Raw genomic sequence first — 22,948 nt, 5'->3', positions numbered from 1 at the left:
TGCGGCAGATGCACGGACCGCTGCACCCCGGCGCCGACCAGGCGCCCTCCGATGAGTGATGGAATGAACGAACTTTCCCAGGCCGGCGACGACGCCCTGTTCGACGGCCAGCCGTACCGCATCGTCGAGCGCGATGGCGTGCGCTACACCCTGCTCGGCACCGCGCACGTCTCGCTGGCCAGCGTCGCTGCGGTGGAACGGGCGATCGACAGCGGCCGTTTCGATGCGGTCGCGGTCGAACTGGACCCGCAACGGCTGCAGGCGCTGACCGATCCGGACGCGCTGACCAAGCTCGATCTGGTGCAGGTGATCCGCAAGGGCCGCGTGGCGCTGTTCGCGGCGAACCTGGCGCTGGCCGCCTACCAGCGGCGCCTGGCCGAGCAACTGGGCATCGAGCCGGGCGCCGAACTCAAGCGCGCGGTGCTGCTGGCGCGCGAGCGGCAGCTGCCGGTGTACCTGATCGACCGTGAGGTCGGGCTGACCTTCAAGCGCGCCTCCAGCCGGCTCGGTTTCTTCGGCAAGCTCAAGCTCGGCAGCGGCCTGCTCGGCGGCCTGTTCGCCTCCGACGAGGTCGGCGAGGCGGAAATCGAGAAGCTCAAGCAGGGCGACATGCTCGAGGCCAGCTTCGGCGACTTCGCCAGCGAGAGCCCGGCGCTGTACGACACCATCATCGCCGAGCGCGACCGCTACATGGCCACGCGCCTGCTCGAGGAACGCGCGCAGCGGAGCGCGCCCAGCCAGACCCCGATCGCCGCCGCGGACGACCTCGACGCCGCGCGCGCCGACGGCATCCGCGAGGTGCTGGCCGTGGTCGGCGCCGGCCATCTGGCCGGCCTGGCCCGGCACCTGCAGAACGACCAGGACGATCCGGCCACGTTGCGCAGGACGCTGGAAGACGTGCCGACCAAGAAGAAGATTCCGTGGATCACCCTGACCCTGACCGCGCTGGTGCTGGGCGGCGTGGCCTGGGGCTACTGGCGCGGCGGTTTCGCGCTGGGCACCGACCTGCTGCTGCAGTGGGTGCTGTTCACCGGCGGCCTGGCCGGACTCGGCTGCCTGCTGGCCGGCGGCCATCCGCTGAGCATCATCGCCGGCGCCATCGCCGCGCCGCTGAAGCCGTTCCGGCCCGGCGTGCCGGCCGGTGCGTTCAGCGCGCTGGTCGAGGTGCACATGCGCAAGCCGGCCTACGGCGACTTCCTGGCGCTGCGCGACGACGCGCAGAACCTGCGCGGCTGGTACCGCAACCGCGTCTCGCGGGTGGTGCTGACCTTCCTGCTGACCAACCTCGGCAGCATGGTCGGGGTGTGGCTGGCGGGATTCCGCATCTTCGGCAAGCTGGCCGGTTGAGCGTTTCGCGGCGGCAGGGCCATGTGCCCTGCCCGATCGCACCGTCGCCGTGTCGTTGAACATTGTGGGAGGGGCTTCAGCCCCGACGCCTTATTGGTAAGGCATCGGGGCTGAAGCCCCTCCCACACGTCGTTCTGCGCGATGCGGCGCGCGACGCCGTCAGGACACCACCGGCGCCGCCACGCCACGGCCGCCGCGGGCGCGGCGCACCAGCTTCGCCACGCCGCCGCTGAGATCGTCGAGGATCGCGTAGATGGTCGGCAGGAACAGCAGGCTGACCACGGTGGAGAACGCCAGGCCGCCGGCGATCGCGCGCGCCATCGGGTAATAGGCCGGGCCGTCGCCGAACATCTGCGTGGTGGTCAGCGAGATCGGCACCATCGCCAGGATCGCGGTGCCCATGGTCATCATGATCGGCCGCAGCCGCTCGCGCGACCCTTCCACCAGCGCCTCGGTGCGGCCCAGGCCGCGCCGGCGCAGGTTGTTGATGTGCTCGATCATCACGATGCCGTTGTTCACCACCACGCCCATCAGCACCAGGATGCCGATGAAGGCCATGATCCCGAAGTTGGTGCCGGTGATCCAGAACAGCCAGAACACGCCGAAGATCGAGAACAGCACGCCGCTCATGATCGCCGCCGGGAACAGCAGCGATTCGAACACCGCGGCCATCACCACGTAGATCATCAGCAGCGCGATCAGCAGGTTGAACATCATCTGCTGGCCGGCCTTGTCCTCGTCCTGGCCGTCGGCGCCGTCGAAGCTGTAGTGGTAGCCGGCCGGGAAGCTGACGCCTTTCAGCGTCTCCTCCATCGCCTGCTTGGCCTCGGCCGGGGTGACCTTGACCCCGAGGTTGGCGGTGATGGTCAGCGTGGTCTGGCGGTTGGTGCGCCCGATCTGGGTCGCCGCCGGCCGCGTCTGCACGTCGACCAGGCTCAGCAGCGGCACGCTGCGCCCATCCTTGGTGCGCACGTTGAAACTGTCCAGGTCCTCGGGCGTGGTCTCCTCGGCGCCGGCGAAGCGCACCCACACCGGCACCTCGGTGTCGCCGCGGCGGAACTCGCGCAGCGAGGCGCCGCGCAGCGCCAGGCCGACGAAGCTGGCGACCTGCTCGGCGTTGAAGCCGAACGCCGCGGCGCGGTCGCGGTCCACCCGCACCGCCAGCTCGGTGGTGCGGTCGCCGGTGTCCACGCGCACGTCGCGCAGTTCCTTGCGCCGCGCCAGCAGCGGCACCACGTCGTCGGCGATGGCGCGCAGGGTCTGGGTGGAATCGCCGACCAGCTGCACCTGCACGCTCTGCGCGCCGCTGCCGCCGCCCTGGCCGTTGCCGTTGCTGCCGACGCTGTAGTCGGCCAGCGCCGAGCGCGGCAGGTCCTTGCGGATCTGCTCGATCAGCGCCGGCAGGTCGCGCACCTGCTTCAGGTCCACGGTCAGCGTGGTGCTGCTGCCTTCCACCTCGCTGAACCACGAATACACCTGGGTGACGTGGTAGCGCTGGCGGCGCGCGTCGATGAAGCGCTCGAGCTTGGCCACTTCCGCCGACAGCTGCTCGCGCGTGTACGAGCCCTTCCACTGGTAGCCGATGAAGATCTGCTCGCCGCCGTCGCCGCCGAACATGTCCTTCTTGGTCTGCATCATCGGCAGCACGCTGAGCGCGGTGATCAGCGCGATCGCGCCGACGCTCCAGCCGCGATGGGCCAGCGACCAGCGCAGCACGCGCGCGTAGCGGCGCTGCAGGCGCGGGATCAGGCCGCGTTCGGAGCGGACCAGCGCCGGCGTGCGCATCCGCGCCGACAGCATCGGGATCAGGCTCACCGCCACCAGCCACGAGGCCAGCAGCGACACCGAGATGGTGATCGCGATCTGCGCCATGAAGATGCTGATGTTGTTGGTCTCGCCGAACAGGTTCGGCACGAACACGATGCAGTGGCACAGGGTGCCGGCCGACAGCGCGATGGCGACGTTGCGGGTGCCGATGATCGAAGCCAATTGCGGCTGGTCGGGCATGCGCTCGCGTTCCTGGTAGATGCTCTCCACCACCACCACCGCGTTGTCCACCAGCATGCCCACCGCCAGCAGCAGGCCCATCATGGTCAGGATGTTGAGGGTCACCCCGGCGAAATACATGAAGCCCAGGGTGATGGTGAAGCAGATCGGGATCGCCAGGGTCACCATCAGCGTCGACGGCCAGTGGCGCAGGAAGAAGAACAGCACCGTCACCGACAGCAGCAGGCCGACCGCGCCGGCCTCGGCCAGTTCGCTCAGCGACGAGGTCACCGCCTTGCCCTGGTTGTCGATGACCTTGACCTGCACGTCGCTGAGCGCCGGCTGGGTGCGGATCTGCTCGACCTCGGCCAGCACCGCGCGCGACACCTCGACCAGGTTGGCGCTGCGCTCCTTGTACACGTCCAGGCCCACCGCCGGGCGTCCGTCCAGGCGCCGGCCGTAGTTCATCCGGGTCGGCTTCAGCCGGATGTCGGCGATGTCGCCCAGGCGCAGGCCCTTGTTGTCGATGACCAGGTCGCGCAATTCCTGCAGGTCGCGCAGCTCGCCGACCGGCTGCACCCGCAGGCGCTGGCCGTGGTCGTCGATCTGTCCGGCCGACAGCGAGAAATTGAGCTTGCCCAGGCGCTCGCTGAGATCGTTGAGGCTGAGGTTGTGCGCGCTGAGCCGGTCCGGCGCGATCGCGATCTCCACTTCGTTCGGCGGCGCGCCGGACACCTCCACCTTGGCCACGCCGGGGATGCGCTCCAGGCGCCGCTTGAACTCGCGGTCGAGCATGTCGTAGGCGCCGGTCAGGTCGGCGGCGCCGGCCAGGCGCACCTTCAGCACCGGCTCGTCGCTGCTGGACCACTTGAACACGTGGTAGCGCTGCAGGTCTTCCGGAAGGTCGGCGCGGATCGCGTCGATGCGCTCGCGCGCGTCGGAGGCGGCGATGGCGATGTCGCGGTCCCAGTCCGAAAACTCGATGAACACGTTGGCGCCGTCGGCGGTGGCGGTCGAGCGCATGCGCTTGATCCCGGTCATCGTCGCCAGCGCTTCCTCGGTCGGCCGCACCAGGTTGCGCTCGACCTCGCCCGGGGTCGAGCCGCTGTACGGCAACTGCACGAACAGGAACGGCGCGGAGATGTCCGGCAGCGCCTCCAGCGGCAGCCGGAACGCGGCGATCAGGCCGACCACCACCAGCGACACGAAGCACATGATGGTGGTGATCGGACGGCGGATGCTGAACTCGGCGACGCTCATGCCGGCTCACCCGCACCGTCGCCGGCGCCGCGGCCGAGGCCTTCCAGGCGCCGCCGCGCGCGCTGCCCGCGCTCGGCGTAGTGGCTGTCGGGGCGGCGGTCCAGGCGGTCGTAGACCACCGGGATCACCACCAGGGTCAGCAGCGTGGACACCAGCAGGCCGCCGATCACGGTGATCGCCATCGGCGCGCGCACCTCGGCGCCCTCGCCCACCGCCACCGCCAGCGGCAGGAAGCCGAACAGCGTGCACAGCGTGGTCATGATGATCGGGCGCAGGCGCGAGCGCGCGCCTTCGATCAGCGCCTCGCGCTTGGCCACGCCGTCCTCGCGCAGCTGGTTGACCTTGTCGATCAGGATGATCGCGTTCTTGGTCACCAGCCCGACCAGCAGGATCAGGCCGATGAACACCACCACCGAGACCGGCTTGCCGGTCAGCAGCAGCGCCAGCACCGCGCCGACCATCGCCAGCGGGATGGTGAACAGGATCACGAACGGATGCAGCAGCGATTCGAACTGCGAGGCCATCACCAGGTACACCAGGAAGATCGCCAGGCCGAACGCGAACAGCAGCGACTTGGCCGACTGCGCCAGCTCCTCGCCCTGCCCGCCGATGTGCATGCCGACGCCGGCGCCGAGCGGTTCGCGCGCGACCATGTCCTGCACCTCGCGCACCGCGCCGCCCAGGTCGATGTCGCGCAGGTTGGCCGACACGATCGCCACGCGGATCTGGTCGGCGCGGTGGATCTCGCTGGGGCCGGTGGTGGCGACCACGTCGGCCACCGCGTCCAGTGTCACCGGCTTGCTGCTGCCGGGATTGACGATCAGCCGGCGGATGCTGTCGACGCTGGCGCGGTCGCTCTGCTGCGCGCGCACCAGCACGTCGATCTTGCGGTCGCGGAAGCTGTAGCGGGTGGCGACGTCGCCGCGCACCTTCTTCACCACCACGTCGGCGATCTGCCGCGTGGTCAGGCCCAGCGCGCCGGCGCGCTCCTGGTCGAAGCGGATCTGGATTTCCGGGAAGCCCTCTTCCACGGTCGACTTGACGTCGGCGTAGTGGCCGTTGCCGCGCAGCATCGCCGCCAGCTTCTGCCCGGCATGCTGGATCGTCTCCAGATCCTGACCGCGCAACTCGATTTCCAGCGGCGTGGAGAAGCTGAACAGTTCCGGGCGGCTGAAACCGACCTGCACGCCCGGATGCCTGCGCATCGTCGCGCGCATGCGGTCGCTCTGCTGCGCCTCGAACTGCTCGCTGCCGCCGCCGGCCATGGCGATGGTCAGCTTGCCGATGTTCTCGCCGCTCTCGGTGGGGCTGGCGTCGAGCCGCGTGCCGCTGCCGCTGACCCCGTACAGCGCCTGCACGCCGGCGTCCTTGCCGTGCGTCTCCTGCAGTTCGCGCACCAGCGCATCGGTCTGCCGCAGCGGCGTGCCGGCCGGCAGCTTCACCGTCATCTCGAAGCGGTCCTGCGCCAGCTGCGGGATCAGGTCGGCGCCGAGCATCGGCACCACCGCCAGGGTCGCCGCGAACGCAAGCGCGGCCAGGCCCAGCACCTGCCACGGCCGCGCCAGCGCGCCCGGCAGCAGCCGCAGATAGCCGCGCTCGGCGCGCGCATACGGCGCCATCGCCAGGTCGCTGGCCTTGCGCATCGCCGGCGCGATCACCGCCACGGCGCCGCGCCACAGCCGCACCACCAGCCACGCCGCACCGAAGAAACCGCCGCGCACCGCTGCCGCGGCGCCGCGCCGGCCCCATGCCACCGGCTTCAGCCAACCGCGCTGCGGCTGCCACTGCGGCTGCTCCGGCTCGGCCGGGAACGCCAGCGGCGGACGCCCCTTCAGCGAGCTCAGCATCGGGATCAGGGTCATCGACACCACCAGCGAGATCGCGATCGCGATCGCCACGGTCAGGGCCTGGTCGCGGAACAGCTGCCCGGCCACGCCCTCGACGAACACCAGCGGCAGGAACACCGCGATCGTGGTCAGGGTCGAGGCCACCACCGCCATGCTCACCTCGCGGGTGCCGGCGATCGCCGCATCGAGGATGCTCAGGCCGCGCTCGCGCGCCTTGGCGATGCTCTCCAGCACCACGATCGAATCGTCCACCACCAGGCCGGTGGCCAGCGCCAGCCCGCCCAGCGACATCACGTTCAAGCTCAGCCCGAGCTGGCCCATGAAGAAGAACGTGGCCACGATCGACACCGGCAGCGACAGGCTGATCACGAACGTGCTCCAGCCGTCGCGCAGGAACAGGAAGATGATCAGGATCGCCAGCAGGCCGCCGATCACCGCGTCCTTCTTGACGTCGCCGATGGCGTGTTCGATGAAGCGCGACTGGTCCTCCAGCGTGGTCAGCTCCACGTCGGGCGGGATCTGCGTCTTCAGCTGCTCCAGGCGCTTGCGCAGCGATGCCGCGGTGGACACGGTGTTGGCGTCGCCTTCCTTGTAGATCGCCAGCTCCACCGCTTCCTTGCCGCCCAGGCGGATGATCGCCTCGCGCTCCTTGTAGCCCTGGCGCACCTCGGCCACGTCCTTCAGCCGCACCGGCATGCCGTTGGCGATGGTGGTGGTGGTGCTGGACGAGGCGCTCTGCGCCGCCGAGGCCGCGGCCAGCGCCGCTTCCGAGCCGGTCGAGGCGGCGATCGCGTACATCTGCTGCATCGCCGCGTCGGCGGCGCTGCTGCCCGCGCCCTGGGTGGTCAGCAGCAGGTTGCGGATCTCGTCCAGGTCGGCGAACTGGTTGACCGTGCGCACCAGGTAGCGCTGCGAGCCCTGTTCCAGGCGCCCGCCGGAGATGTTGATGTTCTCTTCCTTGAGCCGGGTGATGACGTTGTCGATCGGCAGGCTCAGTTGCGCCAGCCGCTGCTGGTCGATATCGACCTGGATCTCGTCTTCCAGCCCGCCGCCGACCTTGACCGCGGCCACGCCGGCCACCGGCTCCAGCTTCTTCTTCAGGTCCTCGTCGGCGTAGCGGCGCAGCTGGGTCAGCGCGCGCACCGCATCGGCGTCGCTGGCCGGCGTCGCCTTGCTCGCCAGCACCAGGCGCATGATCGGCTCGGTGGACGGATTGAAGCGCAGCAGCACCGGCGCCTTGGCTTCCAGCGGCAGCTCCAGCGCCTCCATCTTGTCGCGCACCTCCAGGCTGGCCTGGTCCATGTTGGTGCCCCAGGCGAACTCCAGCACCACGTCGCTCTGCCCGGTACGCGACACCGACTTGAGCTTGCGCAGGTTCTTGACCACGCCGACCGCTTCCTCGACCGGCTCGGTCACCAGCGTCTCGATCTCCGACGGCGCCGCGCCGGTGTATTCGGTGCGCACGGTCAAGGTCGGATAGCTCAGGTCCGGCAGCAGGTTGACCTTGAGGCTGTTCAGCGCGATCACGCCGAACAGCAGCAGCGTCACCGTGGCCATGGCGATGGTGACGCGGCGGCGCGTGGCGAATTCGACCAGCCCGCCACCATGCACGCCCGGCGGCGAGTGCTCGTGCGGATCGCTGCCGTGATCGGAACCGGCGCTGCTCATCAGCGCGCTCCGACCGCGGCGCCGCCGCCGACCTCGGCGACCTCGCGCTGCGGCGCGATCACCTGCACCCGGCTGCCGTCGCGCAAGGCGACCTTGCCCGCGGTGACCACCTGGTCGCCGGGCTTCAGGCCGTCGCGGATCTCCACCCACGGGCCTTCGGCGTAACCCAGCTTGACCGGCACCCGCGTCACCTTGCCGGCATCGACCCGGAACACCGCCGGCTCGCCGTCGTCGAGCAGCGCCAGGCGCGGCACCACCAGCGCGTCGGCGCGCTGGTCGTAGTCGATGCGGATGCGCCCGAACATGCCCGGCTGCAGGGCTTCGGCTCCTTCCTCGAAGGCGCACACCACGCGGAACGTGCCGCTGCCCGAATCCACCACCGGCGCGATGCGATCGACCTTGCCCAGGTACTGCTTGCCCGGCAGCGCATCGGCCAGCAACGTCACCGGCTGCCCGGCCTTGAGCGTGGCCAGCTCGCGCTCGGGCACGTTGAGCGTGGCTTCCAGGCGCGAGTCGTCGACGATGCGGAAGATCGGCGTGTTGATCTGCACGAAGTTGCCGGTCTTGATCGAGCGCGACGCGATGACGCCGGAGATCGGCGCGACCACCGTCGCATAGGACAGTTCCAGCGAGGCCAACTGGTGCTGCGCGCGCACGTTGGCCAGGTCGTACTTGATCTGGTCGACATCGGCGGCGCTGACCAGTTGCTGGCCGACCAATTGCTCCGAGCGCCGGTAGTTGTTCTCCAGCTTGCGCAGCTGCGCCTCGCTCTGCGCCACCGCCAGCCGCGCGCGGTCCGGGTCCAGCCGTACCAGCGGCTGCCCGGCGCGGACCTGCTGGCCTTCCTCGGCCAGCACCGCCAACGCCACCCCGGAGGTCTTGGCCACCACCTGCGATTCGGCGCGCGCCTCCAGCGCCGCGGTGCCGCTGTAGCTGGCCGCCACCGCGCGCCGGCTGGCCGTGACCACCTCGACCGGGACCGCGTCCGGCGCCTTCTCGGCCTCCTTGGCCTTGGCCTGCGCATCGCCGGCCGCCGGCTTGCAGCCGCCGAGCAGCAAGGTGGAAGTGATCAACAGCGCGGCGGCGCAGCTGGCAGTGCGTCGGCGCGTGGAATATCGCGTCATCGTCGTGTCCCTGGTGGATGGCGTGAATGGTGTTGTAGGTAAGTAGATCACCTGATGACGTCCAGGTGAATGAGCCAAAGGTCATGGTGACCCTGTGCGGGTCCGCAGCCAGGATCCGGAGGCCTGTTTCGGAGCCGCGAAAGGCCAGGCTATACTCGGGTCGTTCCGTGTTCCCCCACGCCGGAACTCCCAGTCCCGTCCTCCGGACCACGAAACCATGCGCACGCAGCCGCTAGCCGCTTGTTTTGCTCTGGCCGTACTCGTTTCTCTCGGGGTCACCCCGGCAGCGGCGCAGACCGCGCCGGCGCCCGCCCCAGCCGCCGCTCCGGCGGCGCCCGCTGCCGCCGCCGGCAATGCCGGCAACGGCAAGCTGCTGACCTATACCTGCCAGGGGTGTCACGGCGTCACCGGCTACAAGAATGCCTATCCGAGCTACCGCGTTCCCAAGATCGGCGGGCAGTCGGCGCAGTACCTGACCCAGGCGCTGACCGAATACCGGCTCGGCAAGCGCAAGCACCCGACCATGCAGGCCCAGGCGGAGAGCTTCTCCGACCAGGACATCGCCGACATCGCCGCTTACCTGACCACCCTCAAGTAGCCATCCCATGCCGAAAGCCGCGCACGCATTGCGTCCCGCCATCGTCCTGCTTGCTGCCCTGTGGTTGGGGGCGTGTTCGCAATCGCAGGTGGAATCCACCAGCCAGTCCGCCGGCGATCCCGGCCACGCCAGTGGCGAGCATGGTTCCGGCTCCTCCGCCGGCCTGCCGGGCGGGCGTATCGCCGCCGGCGAGAAGCTGGCCCACGCCAAGGGCAAGGCCACCGGGCAGAGCTGCATCGACTGCCACGGCGCCGACGGCAACGCGCCGATCGACCCGACCTATCCCAAGCTCGGCGGCCAGTACGGCGACTACGTGGCGCATGCGCTGCAGGCGTACCGCAGCGGCGATCGCCAGCATCCGTTGATGACCCCGCAGGCGACGCCGCTCAGCGACCAGGACATCGCCGACCTGGCCGCGTACTTCGGATCGCGTGCCACCCAGCTGCGCGACCTGCACGATCTGAAGTGACCGTGGTCGCCGGCGTCCGGCCGGCGCCGGTTTCCATCGCGAGTCCGTGGCGGCAGCGATGCACGTGCATGTGCACCGAGTGCGATCGCCCGCGTGTCGGCGCCGAACTCCTCTGCTGTAGGAGCGGTTTCAGCCGCGACAAGATCCAACGGTAACGCCTGTCGCGGCTGAAGCCGCTCCTACAAGAGTGCAGGCGTCCGCATGTCGGCGGATCGCTGTCGCATGCGGCTGGCTGGGTGCCACAGCGCGGATGCGCGCTGCCCGCGCCTACTTCACGCTGCCGTTGTCGTCCTGCAGGCCTGGCTTGAACGGCACCGGCGGCGGCGGCCGCGCGCCGGCCGGCTGGTCGTTGAGGTTCGGATCGGTGATGCCGCAGCCGCCCCCCACCTGCAGGATCGAGATCACGCAGGAAATGCTGCTGGTGGTGCCGGGAATCGGGATCTTGACGCTCTTGATGCCGCGCCGCACCCACTCCTCCAGCAGCGTCGCGTTCGGCAACCAGTACTTGTCGAACGAGGTCGGCGTGTAGTCGTACGGCGGACGCTTGAGCCATTGGCCGGCATTGGCGATCTGGTCGCGCGACCAGCTGTCGGTCTCGGTGCCGGGCGCGCCGCGCGGCGGCGCCTTGCCCTGCCCTTCGCCGCCAGGCACGCGCACGCTGCCGTCGCCATTGAACAGGCCGTTGCGCTGGCTGGCGCCGGCACCGGCATCGCCGGCGCGGTTGCGCGCCGAGGCGCCCCAGTCGTCGCCGCGCTGCGGCGTCGCCCAACCGCCATCGTGCGCGACCGCGGCCGGACCGCTGCCCGGCGCGGCCGCCTTGCTGCCGGGCGGTGCGGCGCCGCTGCCGGGCGGCGCCTGGGTTTCGGCCTTGCCCTGCGCCGCGGCGCTGGAAGGGGTCGCCGCCTGCGCCGGGGCTGCGGTCTGCGCCGGCGCGCTTGCCGGCGCCTCCGATGCAACCGCAGCCGGCGTCGCCGGCACGGCGGGCGTCGGCAGTTCGATCTGCCGCACCTGCGGCGCCTCCGGCGTGCGCAGCGTCGGCGCAGGATCGCGCGGGCGGATCTGCGGAATCTGCACCTGGACCTGCGGCAGCGGCGCCGGCACCTCGCGCTCGCGCACCTGCAGCTGCGGTTCCGGCGCGCGCGGCAGCGGCACCTCGCGCGGACGGATCTGCGCCACGATGGGAACCTCGGTGACCACCTCGACCTCGCGCTCGGTCACCTGCACGCGCGGCGGCGCGATCTCGCGCGGGGTCAGCGTCGGTTCGCGCACGCTGGGCGGTGGCAGTACGAAATCGCGGGTCGGCTGCTCGGTTTCGGTGACCTGCAGCGGCTGCTCCGCCGGCGGCGGCGGCGGGCTGGACACGGCCTGCGCGGCGGCGGTGCTTGCGGCCGGCTTGGCCGCCGCGGCAGGCGCCGCCGCGGCGGTCTGCGCAGCGGCAGTCGCGGCCTGGCGCGCACGTGCCGCCGCGGCCTGCTGCGCGGCGGCGGCCGCGGCGTCTTGCGCTGCCGCGCCACCACCGGTCTCGGCCGGCGTGCCGCGGCCGACGAATTCCACCTGCACGCGCCCGGCCTCGCCCGCGTCCGGGCGCGGCGGCAACCAGCGCACGAAGGCGACCCACAGCAGGAACAGCGCGAACAGCAGATGCAGGGCCAGGCTGACCAGCGCCGCGATCCGCCGCCACCAGCGCTGGTCGTACGGCGCCGGATCCCAGTGCTGCCACCACAGGCGCCGGAACGCCTGCCACGGACTCAGCGCGGGCAGGCGCACGTTCGGCGCAGGCACCGGCTGCGGCAGCGCCGCGATCAGCTCGGACGAGACGAACGGGCGCGGCATCGCCGGCTGCGAGGAGATCCAGTGCGCCCAGCCGTACGGCAGGCCGGTACGCCGATCGCGCAGCAGCTTGCGCGGCGAGCGCGCCAACAACGCGTCGAGGATGTCGGCGGCGCGCGTCACCGGCGTGGCGGAGGAATCAGGCCGCGGAGTCGCGCGGGATGTACGGTGCGCTGCCACTGTCGTGGTCGGTGGCGTCGCGCACGGCGGTGATGCCGGGCACGCGTCCCATCAGCGTCTTCTCGATGCCCTGCTTCAGGGTCACGTCGGCCATGCCGCAGCCGTGGCAACCGCCGCCGAAGCGCAGCAGCACCACGCCCTCGGCCGACACTTCCTGCACCGCCACGCGGCCGCCATGCTGGGCCAGCTGCGGATTGACCTCGTTCTCGACCACCCAGCGCACCCGCTCGACCAGCGAGGCGGCCTCGCCCGGGGCCTCGCCCTTGATCTTCGGCGCCTTGATCGTCAGCTGCTGGCCGGTGCCCTGGGTGACGTAGTCGATCTCGGCGCCGTCCAGCCAGCCGACGCTGTCGGCGGCCACGTACAGGGTGAAGCCGGCGCAGTCGATCGCCCATTCGTCGCCGGCCAGGTCCGCCGGTTCGGCGAACTCCAGCCGCGCGTCGGCGCGGGCGGTGCCGGGATCGACCGCGCTCAGGCGCACGCCCATGCCGGGCACGGCCTCGCGTTCGAGCAGTTTGCGGAAATGGGTCTGCGCGTTGTCGGAGATCTGGATCATGCGGTTATTCTAACGCTTCCACGCGACCGGCTCATCGCGAACTTTCCCAATCGGCGGCGCGTTCGGCTGCCCTGCCGCAGAGGCTCCAAGAATGAACGACCTGATCCCGCTGGCACAGGCCCATTGCTCGCCCTGCAAGGGCAGCGAATACAAGCTCACCCAGGCGCGCCTGGCCGAATTGCTGCCGCAGGTGCCCGGCTGGGAGCTGGTCGAGCACGGCATGGCGATCAGCCGCACGTTCCGCTTCCCCGACTACTACCGCACGCTGGCGTTCGTGAACGCGCTGGCCTGGATCGCGCACCGCGAAGACCACCACCCCGACCTGGGCGTGCACTACGACCGCGTGGTGGTGCGCTATTCCACCCACGACGTCGGCGGCCTCAGCGAAAACGACTTCATCTGCGCCGCCAAAGCCTCGGCCCTACCGGAATGAATCCCATGCCCGCCGCATCCCGCCGTTCCCCCCTCGCCGCCGCCTCCTGCCTGCCGCTCGCCGCGGCGCTGCTGCTCGGCGGCTGCGGCAACTCCGAGCAAGCGCAGACCCAGCGTGTCGCGGTCGCGCCGACCGAGGTCGCCGCGGTGCAGACCCCGCCGCCGGAGTACCCGATCGAACTGGCCTGCGCCGGGCTCGGCGGCAAGGCGGTGCTCAGCGTGGTGGTCGGCGTGCAGGGCAAGGCCACCGACGTGAAGCTGGTCAACAGCAGCGGCCAGCCCAAGCTCGACGCGTCGGCGCAGCAGCGCGTGCGCGAATGGATCTTCAAGCCGGCCACGCGCAATGGCCAGGCGGTGCCATGGACGATCCAGGTGCCGGTCAACTTCAATCCGCCGCAACCGCGTCCGGACCGCTGCTTCGCGCTCGACGCGCAGTCGCACCACGCCGGCTGAGCGCGGCCGCAGGCCGCTTGCGCGCGCCGCCGGCCTCGGCGGTGCGCCGCCTTCACATTCCGCCAGCCTCGCGCCCGCTTTCATCCCTGTCTCCATCCCCGTCTCGACACAGGAGCCGCCTGGCGCATGCTGGATATTCCGTCGCACAACGTCTGGATCGCCTTGGCGGTCACCCTGGCCGCCGGCCTGGCCACCGGCCTGGGCAGCGTGCTGGTGCTGTTCACCAAGGGCCCGAACCCGCGCCTGCTCGCCTTCGGCCTGGCCTTCGCCGGCGGCGCGATGGTGTACGTGTCGTTGACCGAGATCCTCGGCAAGTCGGTCGCCTCCTTCAGCCACGCGTTCGATCCGCGCCTGGGCTACGCCTACGCCACGCTGGCGTTCCTGGCCGGCATGGCGCTGATCGTGGTGATCGACCGGCTGGTGCCCAATCCGCACGAAAGCCTCAATGCGCAGGATCCGCTGTTCCGCGCCGACAACCGCGCCTACGTCAAGCGCGTCGGCCTGCTGACCGCGGTGGCGATCACCGCGCACAATTTCCCGGAAGGCCTGGCGACCTTCTTCGCCACCCTGGAAAGCCCCACCGTGGGCATGCCGCTGGCGTTCGCGATCGCCGTGCACAACATCCCCGAAGGCATCGCCATCGCGGTGCCGGTGCATTACGCCACCGGGCGCAAGTCCTACGCCTTCGCCGCCAGCCTGCTGTCGGGCCTGGCCGAGCCGATCGGCGCGATCATCGGCTATGTGGCGCTGGCGCAGTTCCTGTCCGAAGCGATCTTCGGCACGGTGTTCGGGGTCATCGCCGGGGTGATGGTGTTCCTGGCCCTGGACGAACTGCTGCCCGCGGCCAAGCGCTACGCCAAGGGCCACGAAACCGTGTATGGGCTGGTCGCCGGCATGGCCACGCTGGCGCTGAGCCTGGTGCTGTTCCGCCTGTCCACCACGCCCTGAGCCGGGCGCCGCACGCTGGCTGAACGGACGCCGGCGCGGCCGGTGTGGCGGCGCGTTGCAGAAAGCTTGCAGACATGCAACACAGAGCATCCTGCGCGCATCTTCCGAACGCCACGTCGAAAAGGTGCAGCATGGAGATCCGCCGTCCCCTGCCATCAACGAAGTTGGCGCTGGCGCTGGCCACCGCGGCAAGCCTGCTGGCGCTGAGTGCGTGCCAACGGCAACCGTCGCCCGTCCCGACCGCGACCGCGGCGCCCGCCGCCGCCGCGCCCGCCCCCTATGTGCCGCCCAGCGCCGAGCAGCTGTACAAGCTGGTGGCGCCGATCGCGCTGTTCCCCGACAAGCTGCTCGCGCAGACGCTGGCCGCCTCGGTGTATCCCGATCAGGTCAGCGATGCCCAGGGCTGGCTGCGCAGCAACAGCGGCCTGGCCGCGGCCGACCGCCTGCAGGCGGCGGCGGCGCAACCGTGGGATCCCAGCGTCAAGGCGCTGACCGCGTTTCCCGACGTGATCGACCAGCTGGCCGGCAACGGCGACTGGACCCGCGCGCTCGGCGACGCCTATGCGCACGACCCCAACGAGGTCCTCGACGCGATCCAGGTCATGCGTGGGCGCGCGCAGGCGCAGGGCCATCTGCGCAGCACGCCGCAGCAACGGGTGCAGGTGGTGCGGCGCACGGTGGTGGAGCCGGTCTACGCCGACGAGCGGATCCCGCCGCCCAGCCAGACCATCGTCATCGAACCGGCGCAGCCGGACGTGGTCTACGTGCCGCGCTACGACCCGGAGGTGGTGTACGGCGCCCCGGTCGACGTCTACCGCGAGTACCGCTACCACCCGCGGTACTACAGCGAGGGCGACCTGGTGACCGCCGGGATCATTTCCTTCGGCGTCGGCGTGCTGGTCGGCGACGCGCTGGAGCACCACCACCACGGCCCGCTGGGCTGGCTGGAACCGGAACCGGCCTGGCACCGCTGGGGCTGGAACAGCTGGGGCATGAACTGGAACGCGCCGCCCTCGGCGCCGCACTACGTGGTCTACCAGAACCGCGTCTACGCGCCGCGCACCACCATCGTCAACAACATCACCAACAACCGGATCGACGCGCGCAGCTTCGTGCGCAACGACAACCGCAGCGTTCCGCAGCAGGCGGCATTGGCGGCGATGCCAGCGGCGGCGGCGGCCGCGGCGCTGGCGCCGCACATGGCCCAGAACCCGCACGGCCCCGCGCCGCAGTTCGCACCGGCGGCGGCGCCGGCGCCACGCCGCGCGGTCGACTATGCACAGCTGTCCACGCCGCATTTCAACGAACGGATGCTGCAGCCGGGCCGTCCGGTCGCGGCGAACGCGGCGCAGCGGCCGCCGCTGTCCGGACCGGGCGGCCCGACCGCCGCCGGCGTCGCGCACGATGCGCGCGCGCAGCCTGCATTCGCGCAATCGCCGCACGCGCCGATGCCGATGTCCGTAACCGATCCCCGCCACGCCATGCCGATGGCCAACGCCGCCGCAGCGCAACGGCGCGACCTGCCGCAGGCGCCGCACGTCAACACGCCGATGCCGATGGGGAACATGCAGCTGGCGCATGCAGCACCGGCGCGCGCGATGTCCATGCCGGCGCCGCAGCGCGAGGATCCACGTGCGCAGCAGGCCCGATTCGCCCAGCCCGAGCCGCCGCGGCAGGCACCGCACCAGTTCGCCGCCTTCAACGCGCAAGCGCCGGCACCCGCGCACCGCGAGGCGCCGATGCGGGAGTTCCCTGAGCGTGTTCAGGCCATGCCGCGACAGGAACAGCAGCGGCCGCCGCTGCAGGAGCAGCGCATGGCCAGGGTCGCGCCGCCGCGGCCGCAACCGATGCACGCGCCCGAGCCGCGTCCTGCCCCGCATCCGGCACAGGCGCACTCCGACCCGCACCATGGCCACGACCACGACAAGCACAACGGCTGAATCTCGCCGGCCGGGCGATCCGCAGCGGGTCGTCCGGCCGGCGCCTGGGTCAGCCGCCCAGGCGGTTCAACGCCTCGGCCAGCTCGTCGGCCAGCGGCGCATTCAATAGATACGGGGTCTTGCCGCCGTCGAGGGTGAATTCCAGCGACGCGGCATGCAGGAACAGACGCTTGAGCCCGATCTGTTCGCGCAGGCGCTTGTTGACCGCCGGATCGCCGTACTTGTCGTCGCCGGCGACCGGATGGCCCAGGTGCTGGGCATGCACGCGGATCTGGTGGGTGCGGCCGGTCTCGATCCGCACCTCGCAATAGGAATGCCCGCCGCGCCGTTCCAGCACCCGGAAATGGCTCAGCGATTCCTTGCCGGCCGCGTTCACCTGCACGTGGCGCTCGCCGCCCTGGCGCAGGCCGATGTGCAGCGGCGCGTCCACGCTCATCACCCCGTCGGGCATGCGCCCGACCAGCAGGGTCAGGTAGCGCTTGCTGATGCCGCGGCCCTCGACCCGGTCGTCCTCGCGCATCAGCGCCTGCATCTCGGTCAGCGCCGAGCGCTTCTTGGCCACGATCAGCAACCCGGAGGTGTCGCGGTCGAGCCGGTGCACCAGTTCCAGCGTCTGGTTCGGGCGCAAGGCGCGCAGGGTCTCGATCGCGCCGAAGCTGATCCCGCTGCCGCCGTGACTGGCGACCCCTGAGGGCTTGTTCAGCGCCAGCAGCCGCGCGTCCTCATAGACGATGGCCGCCTCCAGCCGGGCCATGAACGCGTCCGGCGGCGCGGTCTTCTCGCCCTCCTCGTTCAGCCGCACCGGCGGGATGCGCACCTCGTCGCCGGCCTCCAGCTTGCGCTCGGCCTTGGTGCGGCCGCCGTTGACCCGGACCTGGCCGCTGCGCATCAGCTTGTAGATCAGGCTGCGCGGCGCGCCCTTGAGCTGGCCGAGCAGGAAATTGTCTACACGCTGTCCAGCCCTGTCTTCCGGGACCTTGAGAATGCGCACCGCGCTGGTCGCGACGTCGCGCGGCTTGGGAGGGATCGGGGGGGAAGTCATCAGGCAGTTTATTCTGTTACACTCGGGGGGCGAGATAAGGGTTTGATTTCGTTGGAAGTTAGCGCAGGGCCAGAAGCCCGGCTTGCGACGATTCCGGCACAGTGCGCGACCACCGCCCCCGGGGCGGCCATGTTAGCGGCTCACCGGCCTACCCGGCCATCGCCGGATGCCACAAGCGTCCGCGCTGAACATGCCCCGTGCGGCGCCCAGCCTGGCTGGAGTCGCCGCCGGTCCTGAACCACCTAAAAGAAAGAAGCGCTCCCGCGGCTCGCCGTGGTGTCGTAGCGCTGGAAACCCAAGCCGCCCACCCCGCGCCTGCGCGATGGGCGGCGAAGCGTGACCAGAAGCGAAACCCCATGGCGTTCCGCGCGGTAGCAGCGCGAGGAACGCAACAATGAAGCGAATGCTGATCAACGCCACGCAGGCGGAAGAGCTGCGTGTGGCCATCGTGGACGGCCAGACCCTGTACGACATCGACATCGAGCAGCCGTCCAAGGAACAGAAGAAGTCCAATATCTACAAGGGCCGCATCACCCGGCTCGAACCCTCGCTCGAAGCGGCCTTCGTCGAATACGGCGGCGAGCGCCACGGCTTCCTGCCGCTGAAGGAAATCTCCCGCGATTACTTCCAGGCCGGCGTCGACCACAACAAGGCGACGATCCGCGAGCTGCTGCGCGAGGGCCAGGAAGTGGTGGTCCAGGTGGACAAGGAAGAACGCGGCAACAAGGGCGCCGCGCTGACCACGTTCATCTCGCTGGCCGGCCGCTACATGGTGCTGATGCCGAACTCGCCCAGCGCCGGCGGCGTCTCGCGCCGGATCGAGGGCGAGGACCGCGCCGCGCTGAAGGAAGCGCTGGACAAGCTGAACATCCCCGACGACATGGGCGTGATCATCCGCACCGCCGGCGTCGGCCGCGACGCCGAAGAGCTGCAGTGGGACCTGGACTACCTGCTGCAGGTGTGGAAGTCGATCGCCGAGGCCGCGCTGGCCAAGCCGGCGCCGTTCCTGATCTACCAGGAATCGCGGCTGATCATCCGCGCCCTGCGCGACTACCTGCGCGCCGACATCGGCGAGATCCTGGTCGATACCGTCGAGATGTACGGCGATGCCCAGGAGTTCATGCAGCAGGTGATGCCGCAGAGCCTGCGCAAGCTCAAGCACTACACCGACGACATCCCGCTGTTCAACCGCTTCCAGATCGAATCGCAGATCGAGGCGGCCTACGAGCGCAGCGTGCGCCTGCCGTCCGGCGGCTCGATCGTGGTCGACCAGACCGAGGCGCTGACCGCGGTGGACGTCAACTCCTCGCGCGCGACCAAGGGCAGCGACATCGAGGACACCGCGTTCCAGACCAACCTGGAGGCGGCCGAAGAGGTCGCGCGCCAGCTGCGCCTGCGCGACCTCGGCGGCCTGGTGGTCATCGACTTCATCGACATGGCCTCCAACAAGCACCAGCGCGAAGTCGAGAACCGCCTGCAGAACGCGCTCAAGTACGACCGCGCGCGGGTGCAGATCGGCCGCATCTCGCGCTTCGGCCTGCTCGAGATGAGCCGCCAGCGCCTGCGTCCGTCGCTGGGCGAGTCCAGCCAGATCGTATGCCCGCGCTGCGACGGCCATGGCCGCATGCGCAGCGTCGAGTCGATGTCGCTGTCGATCATCCGCGTCGCCGAAGAGCACGCGATGAAGGAGAACACCGGACAGGTGCTGGTGCAGGCCCCGGTGGAGATCGCCAACTACCTGCTCAACGAGAAGCGCCGCGCGCTCAGCGAGATCGAGAAGCGCCACGACGCGCCGATCGTCATCGTCGCCGACGAGCAGTTGCACACCCCGCACTACGAAGTGACCCGCCTGCGCGAGAACGAGCTCGGCGAGGAAAGCGCCAAGCCCAGCTACCAGCGCAACACCCCGCGCAAGCTGCCGGTGCATGCGCTGACCAAGGCGCAGCTGAACATTCCGGCGCCCGCGGTGACCAATGTGAAGCACTCGCAGCCGGCCCCGGTGCGCGAAGTGGTCGAGGCGCCCGAACCGGTCGCCGCGCCCGTGCAGGTCCAGGCCCCGGCGCCCGCTCCGGTCGCGGCTCCGGCCACCGGCGTGGTCGGCTGGCTGAAGCGGATCTTCGGTGCCGGCGAAAGCCCGGCGCCGGCGCCGGCCGCGAGCGAGCCGGCGCAGCGCCAGCGCGCCCACGACGGCAACCGCAACCGCAACGACCGCGGCGACCGCAACGCGCGTCGCGATGGCGGCAACCGCAACGGCGGCCAGGGCGGCAATGCCGCGCGCGGCAACGGCGGCAACGTGCGTCGCGACGAGCGGCGTCCGGGCAACGGCGGCGGCAATGCGCAAGGCGGCCAGCAGAACCTGGCGGCCAAGCCGCCGCGCAACGAACAGGCGCCGCAGCAGGCCAAGCCGCAGCAGAACCCGCCGCAGCAGCCGAAGGCGCCGAAGCAACAGCAGCCGCAGAACCCGCCGCGGCAGCCCCGGCCGCAGCAGGAGCCGGCATCGGCCGCGCTGCAGGGCGACAAGCCGCAGCGCCAGCCGCGCCAGGACGAGGTCGCGGCCAAGCCCGTCGCCGCCGCTCCCGCCGCTGCAACGCAGGACGCCACCACGATCGCGGCCGCCGCCGTGGCCGGTGGTGCCGCCGCGCTGAGCAGCGACGCACCGGTCAGCGAGGTCAACACCGCCACGCCGGCAGCGGCCGCGCCGCAGTCGAACGTGGCACCGGCGAGCGTCGATGAACGCGAGAGTGCCGCGGAAACCGCGCAGGCGGTCCCGGCCGGCGAGAACGGCGACGCCGACGACGCCAATGGCGAGGCCGGTGGCCGCCGCCGTCGTGGCCGTCGTGGCGGCCGCCGCCGCCGTCGCGGCAATGGCGAAGCCGGCAGCGGCAGCGAGGGCGCGGCGTTCGACGACAACGAACTGGATGCCGGCGACAGCGACAGCGACGGCGAAACCGCGCCGGCGCCGAGCCGCAACCAGCCGGAGTTCGACTTCGACGACGACACCGCCCCCGGCGAAGCCGCCGAGGCCAAGCCGCAGCAGGCGCCGCGTACACCGCGGGAAAAGCGCGAGCCGCGGCCGCGACAGGAGCATCCTGCCGCGGCGCAGGCGCCGGTCGCTGCCGTTGCAGCGCAGGAAGCCGAGGCAAACGCCGACGCTGCCCCGGCGCAGTCCGCGCCGGTCGCCGCAGCCGCGGTGGCGACGATCGCAACGGCTCCCGCCGTTGCCGAACCGGCAGTTGCCGAGCCGGTACAGGCCGAGGCTGCACCGGCGGAAGTGGCACCTGCGGCAGTGGCACCCACGGCGGCAGCGACGCCGGTGACGGCGGCGCCATTGCCTTCCGCCAGCGAAGTGCCGGTCTCGCGTCCCGAAGCGGCGCCTGCAGCGGAAGCGCCTGCAGCGGAATCTGCGCCGGCGTTCGTCGCCGAACCGGTCGCGTCCGACACGCCGCCGGCGGCGATCGAAGCGGCGCTGCAGCCGGCGTCGACGCCGATCGTCGAACGGCCCGCCCCGGTCGTTGCGGCGAAGCCCGCTGCGGAACCGGAAGCCGCCGTGGCACCGGTCGCGCCAGCCGAGGAACCGGCAACGGCAGCCACGGTGGTCGCCGAGCCGCAGCAGGACGCCGCGCCGACGCCGCAACCGCTCGCCGAGGAAGAAGCGCCCAGCAAGCCGGCCTACGTGCCGGTGCAGACCACGCTGCTGGACGTGTTCCATGAGGAAGCGCCGGCCGCGGCGGTCGAACCGACGCCGGTACACGCGCCGGTCGCTGCTGCTCCGGTGTCGGACAGCGCCGAAAACCGCCACGTCGGCGATGCCGAACCGGCACCTGCCGCTGCGGCTGGCAACGGCCTGTTCGATGCGCCGTCTGCCGCTCCGGCGGACGCGCCGGTCAGCGTCGCCCAGCACCAGCCGCACAGCAGGGCCGGCGACAGCGAAAGCGACGACGACAAGGAGCACAAGGAACGCGCCAGCTGATCGGCGCCCGTTCTTCGCAGCAAACAAAAAGCGGCCTTCGGGCCGCTTTTTTTCTGTACGTGAATCGCGCCTCTGTTCTGCCACGCGATTCTGGCGCGGTCCGGCACCCGCGCCTTTGCGGGAATCTTCGCCGAATCGCTTCGTGGAACAGGCGCGTGTCCTGCCCGGTTTCAGCGGCATATCGTGGAAGCAGCGCGCGTCACGATGGCTGCGAAACACCTAGCCACTGCACCCTCGCGGATCGAAACGGAAATGTTCGCGAGCGACCTGCTCCACCGCCCTACACCGTCGTAGCGCTTCGCAGGTCGGGATGTCGCAGCGTCTGCCGAAAAGCTGCCTGGCTGCCTGGGCATAAGGTCTTTCGGTCGCTTGGTCGCCACGACGCTTTGTGTGGGAGCGACTTCAGTCGCGACAGGTTCTACCAGGAATGCCCGCAGTGACTGAACTCTCGCCATAGTCGCCCCAGCGATCATCGCCGGGCATGATGCATGCAGACAAAAAAAAAAGCGACCGGTCAGGTCGCTTTTTTTCGCATCACGCAGGTACGACAGGCCGGCTTACAGCGGATGCGCCGGATCCAGCAGGCCGTACTGCGTCGCCAGCCGCGCCAGTGCGATGTTGTCGTGGATGCCGACCTTCTCGAACAACCGCGCCTTGTGCGTGTTGACCGTCTTGGCGCTGAGGCTCAGGCGCTTGGCGATGTCTTCCTGGCGCAGCCCGCGGGTCAGCAGCAGCGCGACTTCCAGTTCGCGCGGGGACAGCGCATCGAACGGCGAACCGCCGCCTTCCAGGTTGGCCAGGGCCAGGTTCTGCGCGATGTTGGCGCCGAGGTAGCGCTTGCCCATCGCCACGTCGCGCACCGCGCGCAGCAGTTCCTGCGCATCGCCCGCCTTGCCCACGTAGCCGGACGCACCGGCCTCGAGCAGGCGCTTGGGCAGCGGGCCGTCTTCCAGCACCGACACGATGATGACCTTGGTGCCGTGGTCGCCCTTGACGATGCGCTCGGTGACCTCGAGCCCGCTGACGCCTGGCATATGCAGATCGCAGAGCACGATGTCCGGCTTCAGCTGGCGGATCTGCGGCATCGCGGCCTCGCCGCTCTCGGCCTCACCGACGATCTCGATATCGGTCTGATTCGAAAGGATCAGCTTCATGCCGGTACGGACAAGAGCGTGATCGTCGACCAAAAAAACTCTAATGGCCATCTCGTATAACCCCAACGCAGCGAACGCCGCATAGTCAGACTAGCGGCGTGAATTGTTCAGGGCAACCGGAATTTGTAGACAAAATCGTCCAGA

Annotated in this window: 15 protein-coding genes; 8 read left to right on the top strand and 7 right to left on the bottom strand. The window is 70.4% G+C overall.

The features are described from left to right. The first annotated feature begins 51 nt into the window (after positions 1-51). Positions 52-1,347, top strand: coding sequence for a TraB/GumN family protein (locus tag AB3X10_RS10615; RefSeq protein ID WP_369981373.1), 1,296 nt, complete (start codon positions 52-54; stop codon positions 1,345-1,347). Positions 1,348-1,506: 159 nt separating this feature from the next. Here the strand turns inward: AB3X10_RS10615 and AB3X10_RS10610 are convergent, their stop codons facing one another. The 3 genes from AB3X10_RS10610 to AB3X10_RS10600 are packed head-to-tail and all read right to left on the bottom strand — an operon-like array spanning position 1,507 to position 9,232. Next, the gene (locus tag AB3X10_RS10610) at positions 1,507-4,593 is read right to left on the bottom strand and encodes an efflux RND transporter permease subunit (protein WP_369981371.1); all 3,087 of its coding nucleotides are present in this window, start codon (positions 4,591-4,593) and stop codon (positions 1,507-1,509) included. Next, positions 4,590-8,108, bottom strand: a complete 3,519-nt coding sequence (locus AB3X10_RS10605) for an efflux RND transporter permease subunit (RefSeq protein ID WP_369981368.1) — start codon at positions 8,106-8,108, stop codon at positions 4,590-4,592. Before AB3X10_RS10605 ends, AB3X10_RS10610 begins: the two co-directional genes overlap by 4 nt. Beyond that, positions 8,108-9,232 (bottom strand): efflux RND transporter periplasmic adaptor subunit, encoded by a 1,125-nt coding sequence (locus tag AB3X10_RS10600; protein ID WP_369981366.1) that lies wholly within the window; start codon positions 9,230-9,232, stop codon positions 8,108-8,110. The genes AB3X10_RS10605 and AB3X10_RS10600 overlap by 1 nt, the downstream gene beginning before the upstream one ends. Positions 9,233-9,449: 217 nt before the next feature. On the opposite strand from AB3X10_RS10600, the gene AB3X10_RS10595 reads away from it, so the two are divergent. After that, positions 9,450-9,830 (top strand): c-type cytochrome, encoded by a 381-nt coding sequence (locus AB3X10_RS10595; protein WP_369981365.1) that lies wholly within the window; start codon positions 9,450-9,452, stop codon positions 9,828-9,830. Positions 9,831-9,837: 7 nt separating this feature from the next. Next, complete coding sequence (locus AB3X10_RS10590; protein ID WP_369981363.1) at positions 9,838-10,299, top strand: c-type cytochrome; 462 nt, start codon at positions 9,838-9,840, stop codon at positions 10,297-10,299. A 267-nt stretch (positions 10,300-10,566) separates the two neighbouring features. On the opposite strand, the gene AB3X10_RS10585 is transcribed toward AB3X10_RS10590, so the two are convergent. Together AB3X10_RS10585 and AB3X10_RS10580 are read right to left on the bottom strand one after the other, a co-directional pair. Further along, on the bottom strand, positions 10,567-12,252 hold the full coding sequence (locus AB3X10_RS10585; protein ID WP_369981361.1) for a transmembrane repetitive protein: 1,686 nt from the start codon (positions 12,250-12,252) through the stop codon (positions 10,567-10,569). A gap of 16 nt (positions 12,253-12,268) precedes the next feature. Continuing rightward, positions 12,269-12,865, bottom strand: a complete 597-nt coding sequence (locus tag AB3X10_RS10580) for an NfuA family Fe-S biogenesis protein (protein WP_003468698.1) — start codon at positions 12,863-12,865, stop codon at positions 12,269-12,271. Between the two features lie 91 nt (positions 12,866-12,956). Between AB3X10_RS10580 and AB3X10_RS10575 the strand changes: the two genes are divergently transcribed. The 4 genes from AB3X10_RS10575 to AB3X10_RS10560 all read left to right on the top strand — a co-directional run bounded on the left by AB3X10_RS10575 (position 12,957) and on the right by AB3X10_RS10560 (position 16,638). Continuing rightward, on the top strand, positions 12,957-13,298 hold the full coding sequence (locus AB3X10_RS10575; protein WP_206228904.1) for a 4a-hydroxytetrahydrobiopterin dehydratase: 342 nt from the start codon (positions 12,957-12,959) through the stop codon (positions 13,296-13,298). A 5-nt stretch (positions 13,299-13,303) separates the two neighbouring features. Continuing rightward, positions 13,304-13,750: an energy transducer TonB gene (locus AB3X10_RS10570; protein WP_369981358.1), complete on the top strand. Its 447-nt coding sequence runs from the start codon at positions 13,304-13,306 to the stop codon at positions 13,748-13,750. A gap of 126 nt (positions 13,751-13,876) precedes the next feature. Next, a complete protein-coding gene (gene zupT, locus AB3X10_RS10565) occupies positions 13,877-14,698 on the top strand; it encodes a zinc transporter ZupT (RefSeq protein WP_369981356.1) in 822 nt (273 codons plus the stop codon). A gap of 137 nt (positions 14,699-14,835) precedes the next feature. Then, the gene (locus AB3X10_RS10560) at positions 14,836-16,638 is read left to right on the top strand and encodes a DUF3300 domain-containing protein (RefSeq protein WP_369981774.1); all 1,803 of its coding nucleotides are present in this window, start codon (positions 14,836-14,838) and stop codon (positions 16,636-16,638) included. Between the two features lie 49 nt (positions 16,639-16,687). Here AB3X10_RS10560 and AB3X10_RS10555 read toward each other — a convergent pair whose 3' ends face one another. Further along, positions 16,688-17,680 (bottom strand): RluA family pseudouridine synthase, encoded by a 993-nt coding sequence (locus tag AB3X10_RS10555; RefSeq protein WP_145706364.1) that lies wholly within the window; start codon positions 17,678-17,680, stop codon positions 16,688-16,690. Positions 17,681-18,074: 394 nt separating this feature from the next. On the opposite strand from AB3X10_RS10555, the gene AB3X10_RS10550 reads away from it, so the two are divergent. Next, positions 18,075-21,650, top strand: coding sequence for an Rne/Rng family ribonuclease (locus tag AB3X10_RS10550; RefSeq protein ID WP_369981354.1), 3,576 nt, complete (start codon positions 18,075-18,077; stop codon positions 21,648-21,650). A gap of 557 nt (positions 21,651-22,207) precedes the next feature. Here AB3X10_RS10550 and AB3X10_RS10545 read toward each other — a convergent pair. Then, positions 22,208-22,855: a response regulator gene (locus AB3X10_RS10545; RefSeq protein ID WP_145706360.1), complete on the bottom strand. Its 648-nt coding sequence runs from the start codon at positions 22,853-22,855 to the stop codon at positions 22,208-22,210. Between the last annotated feature and the right edge of the window lie 93 nt (positions 22,856-22,948).

It is taken from the genome of Xanthomonas sp. DAR 80977 (assembly GCF_041240605.1).
Lineage (GTDB): Bacteria > Pseudomonadota > Gammaproteobacteria > Xanthomonadales > Xanthomonadaceae > Xanthomonas_A > Xanthomonas_A bundabergensis.
This window is presented reverse-complemented; position numbering and strand designations above follow the sequence as displayed.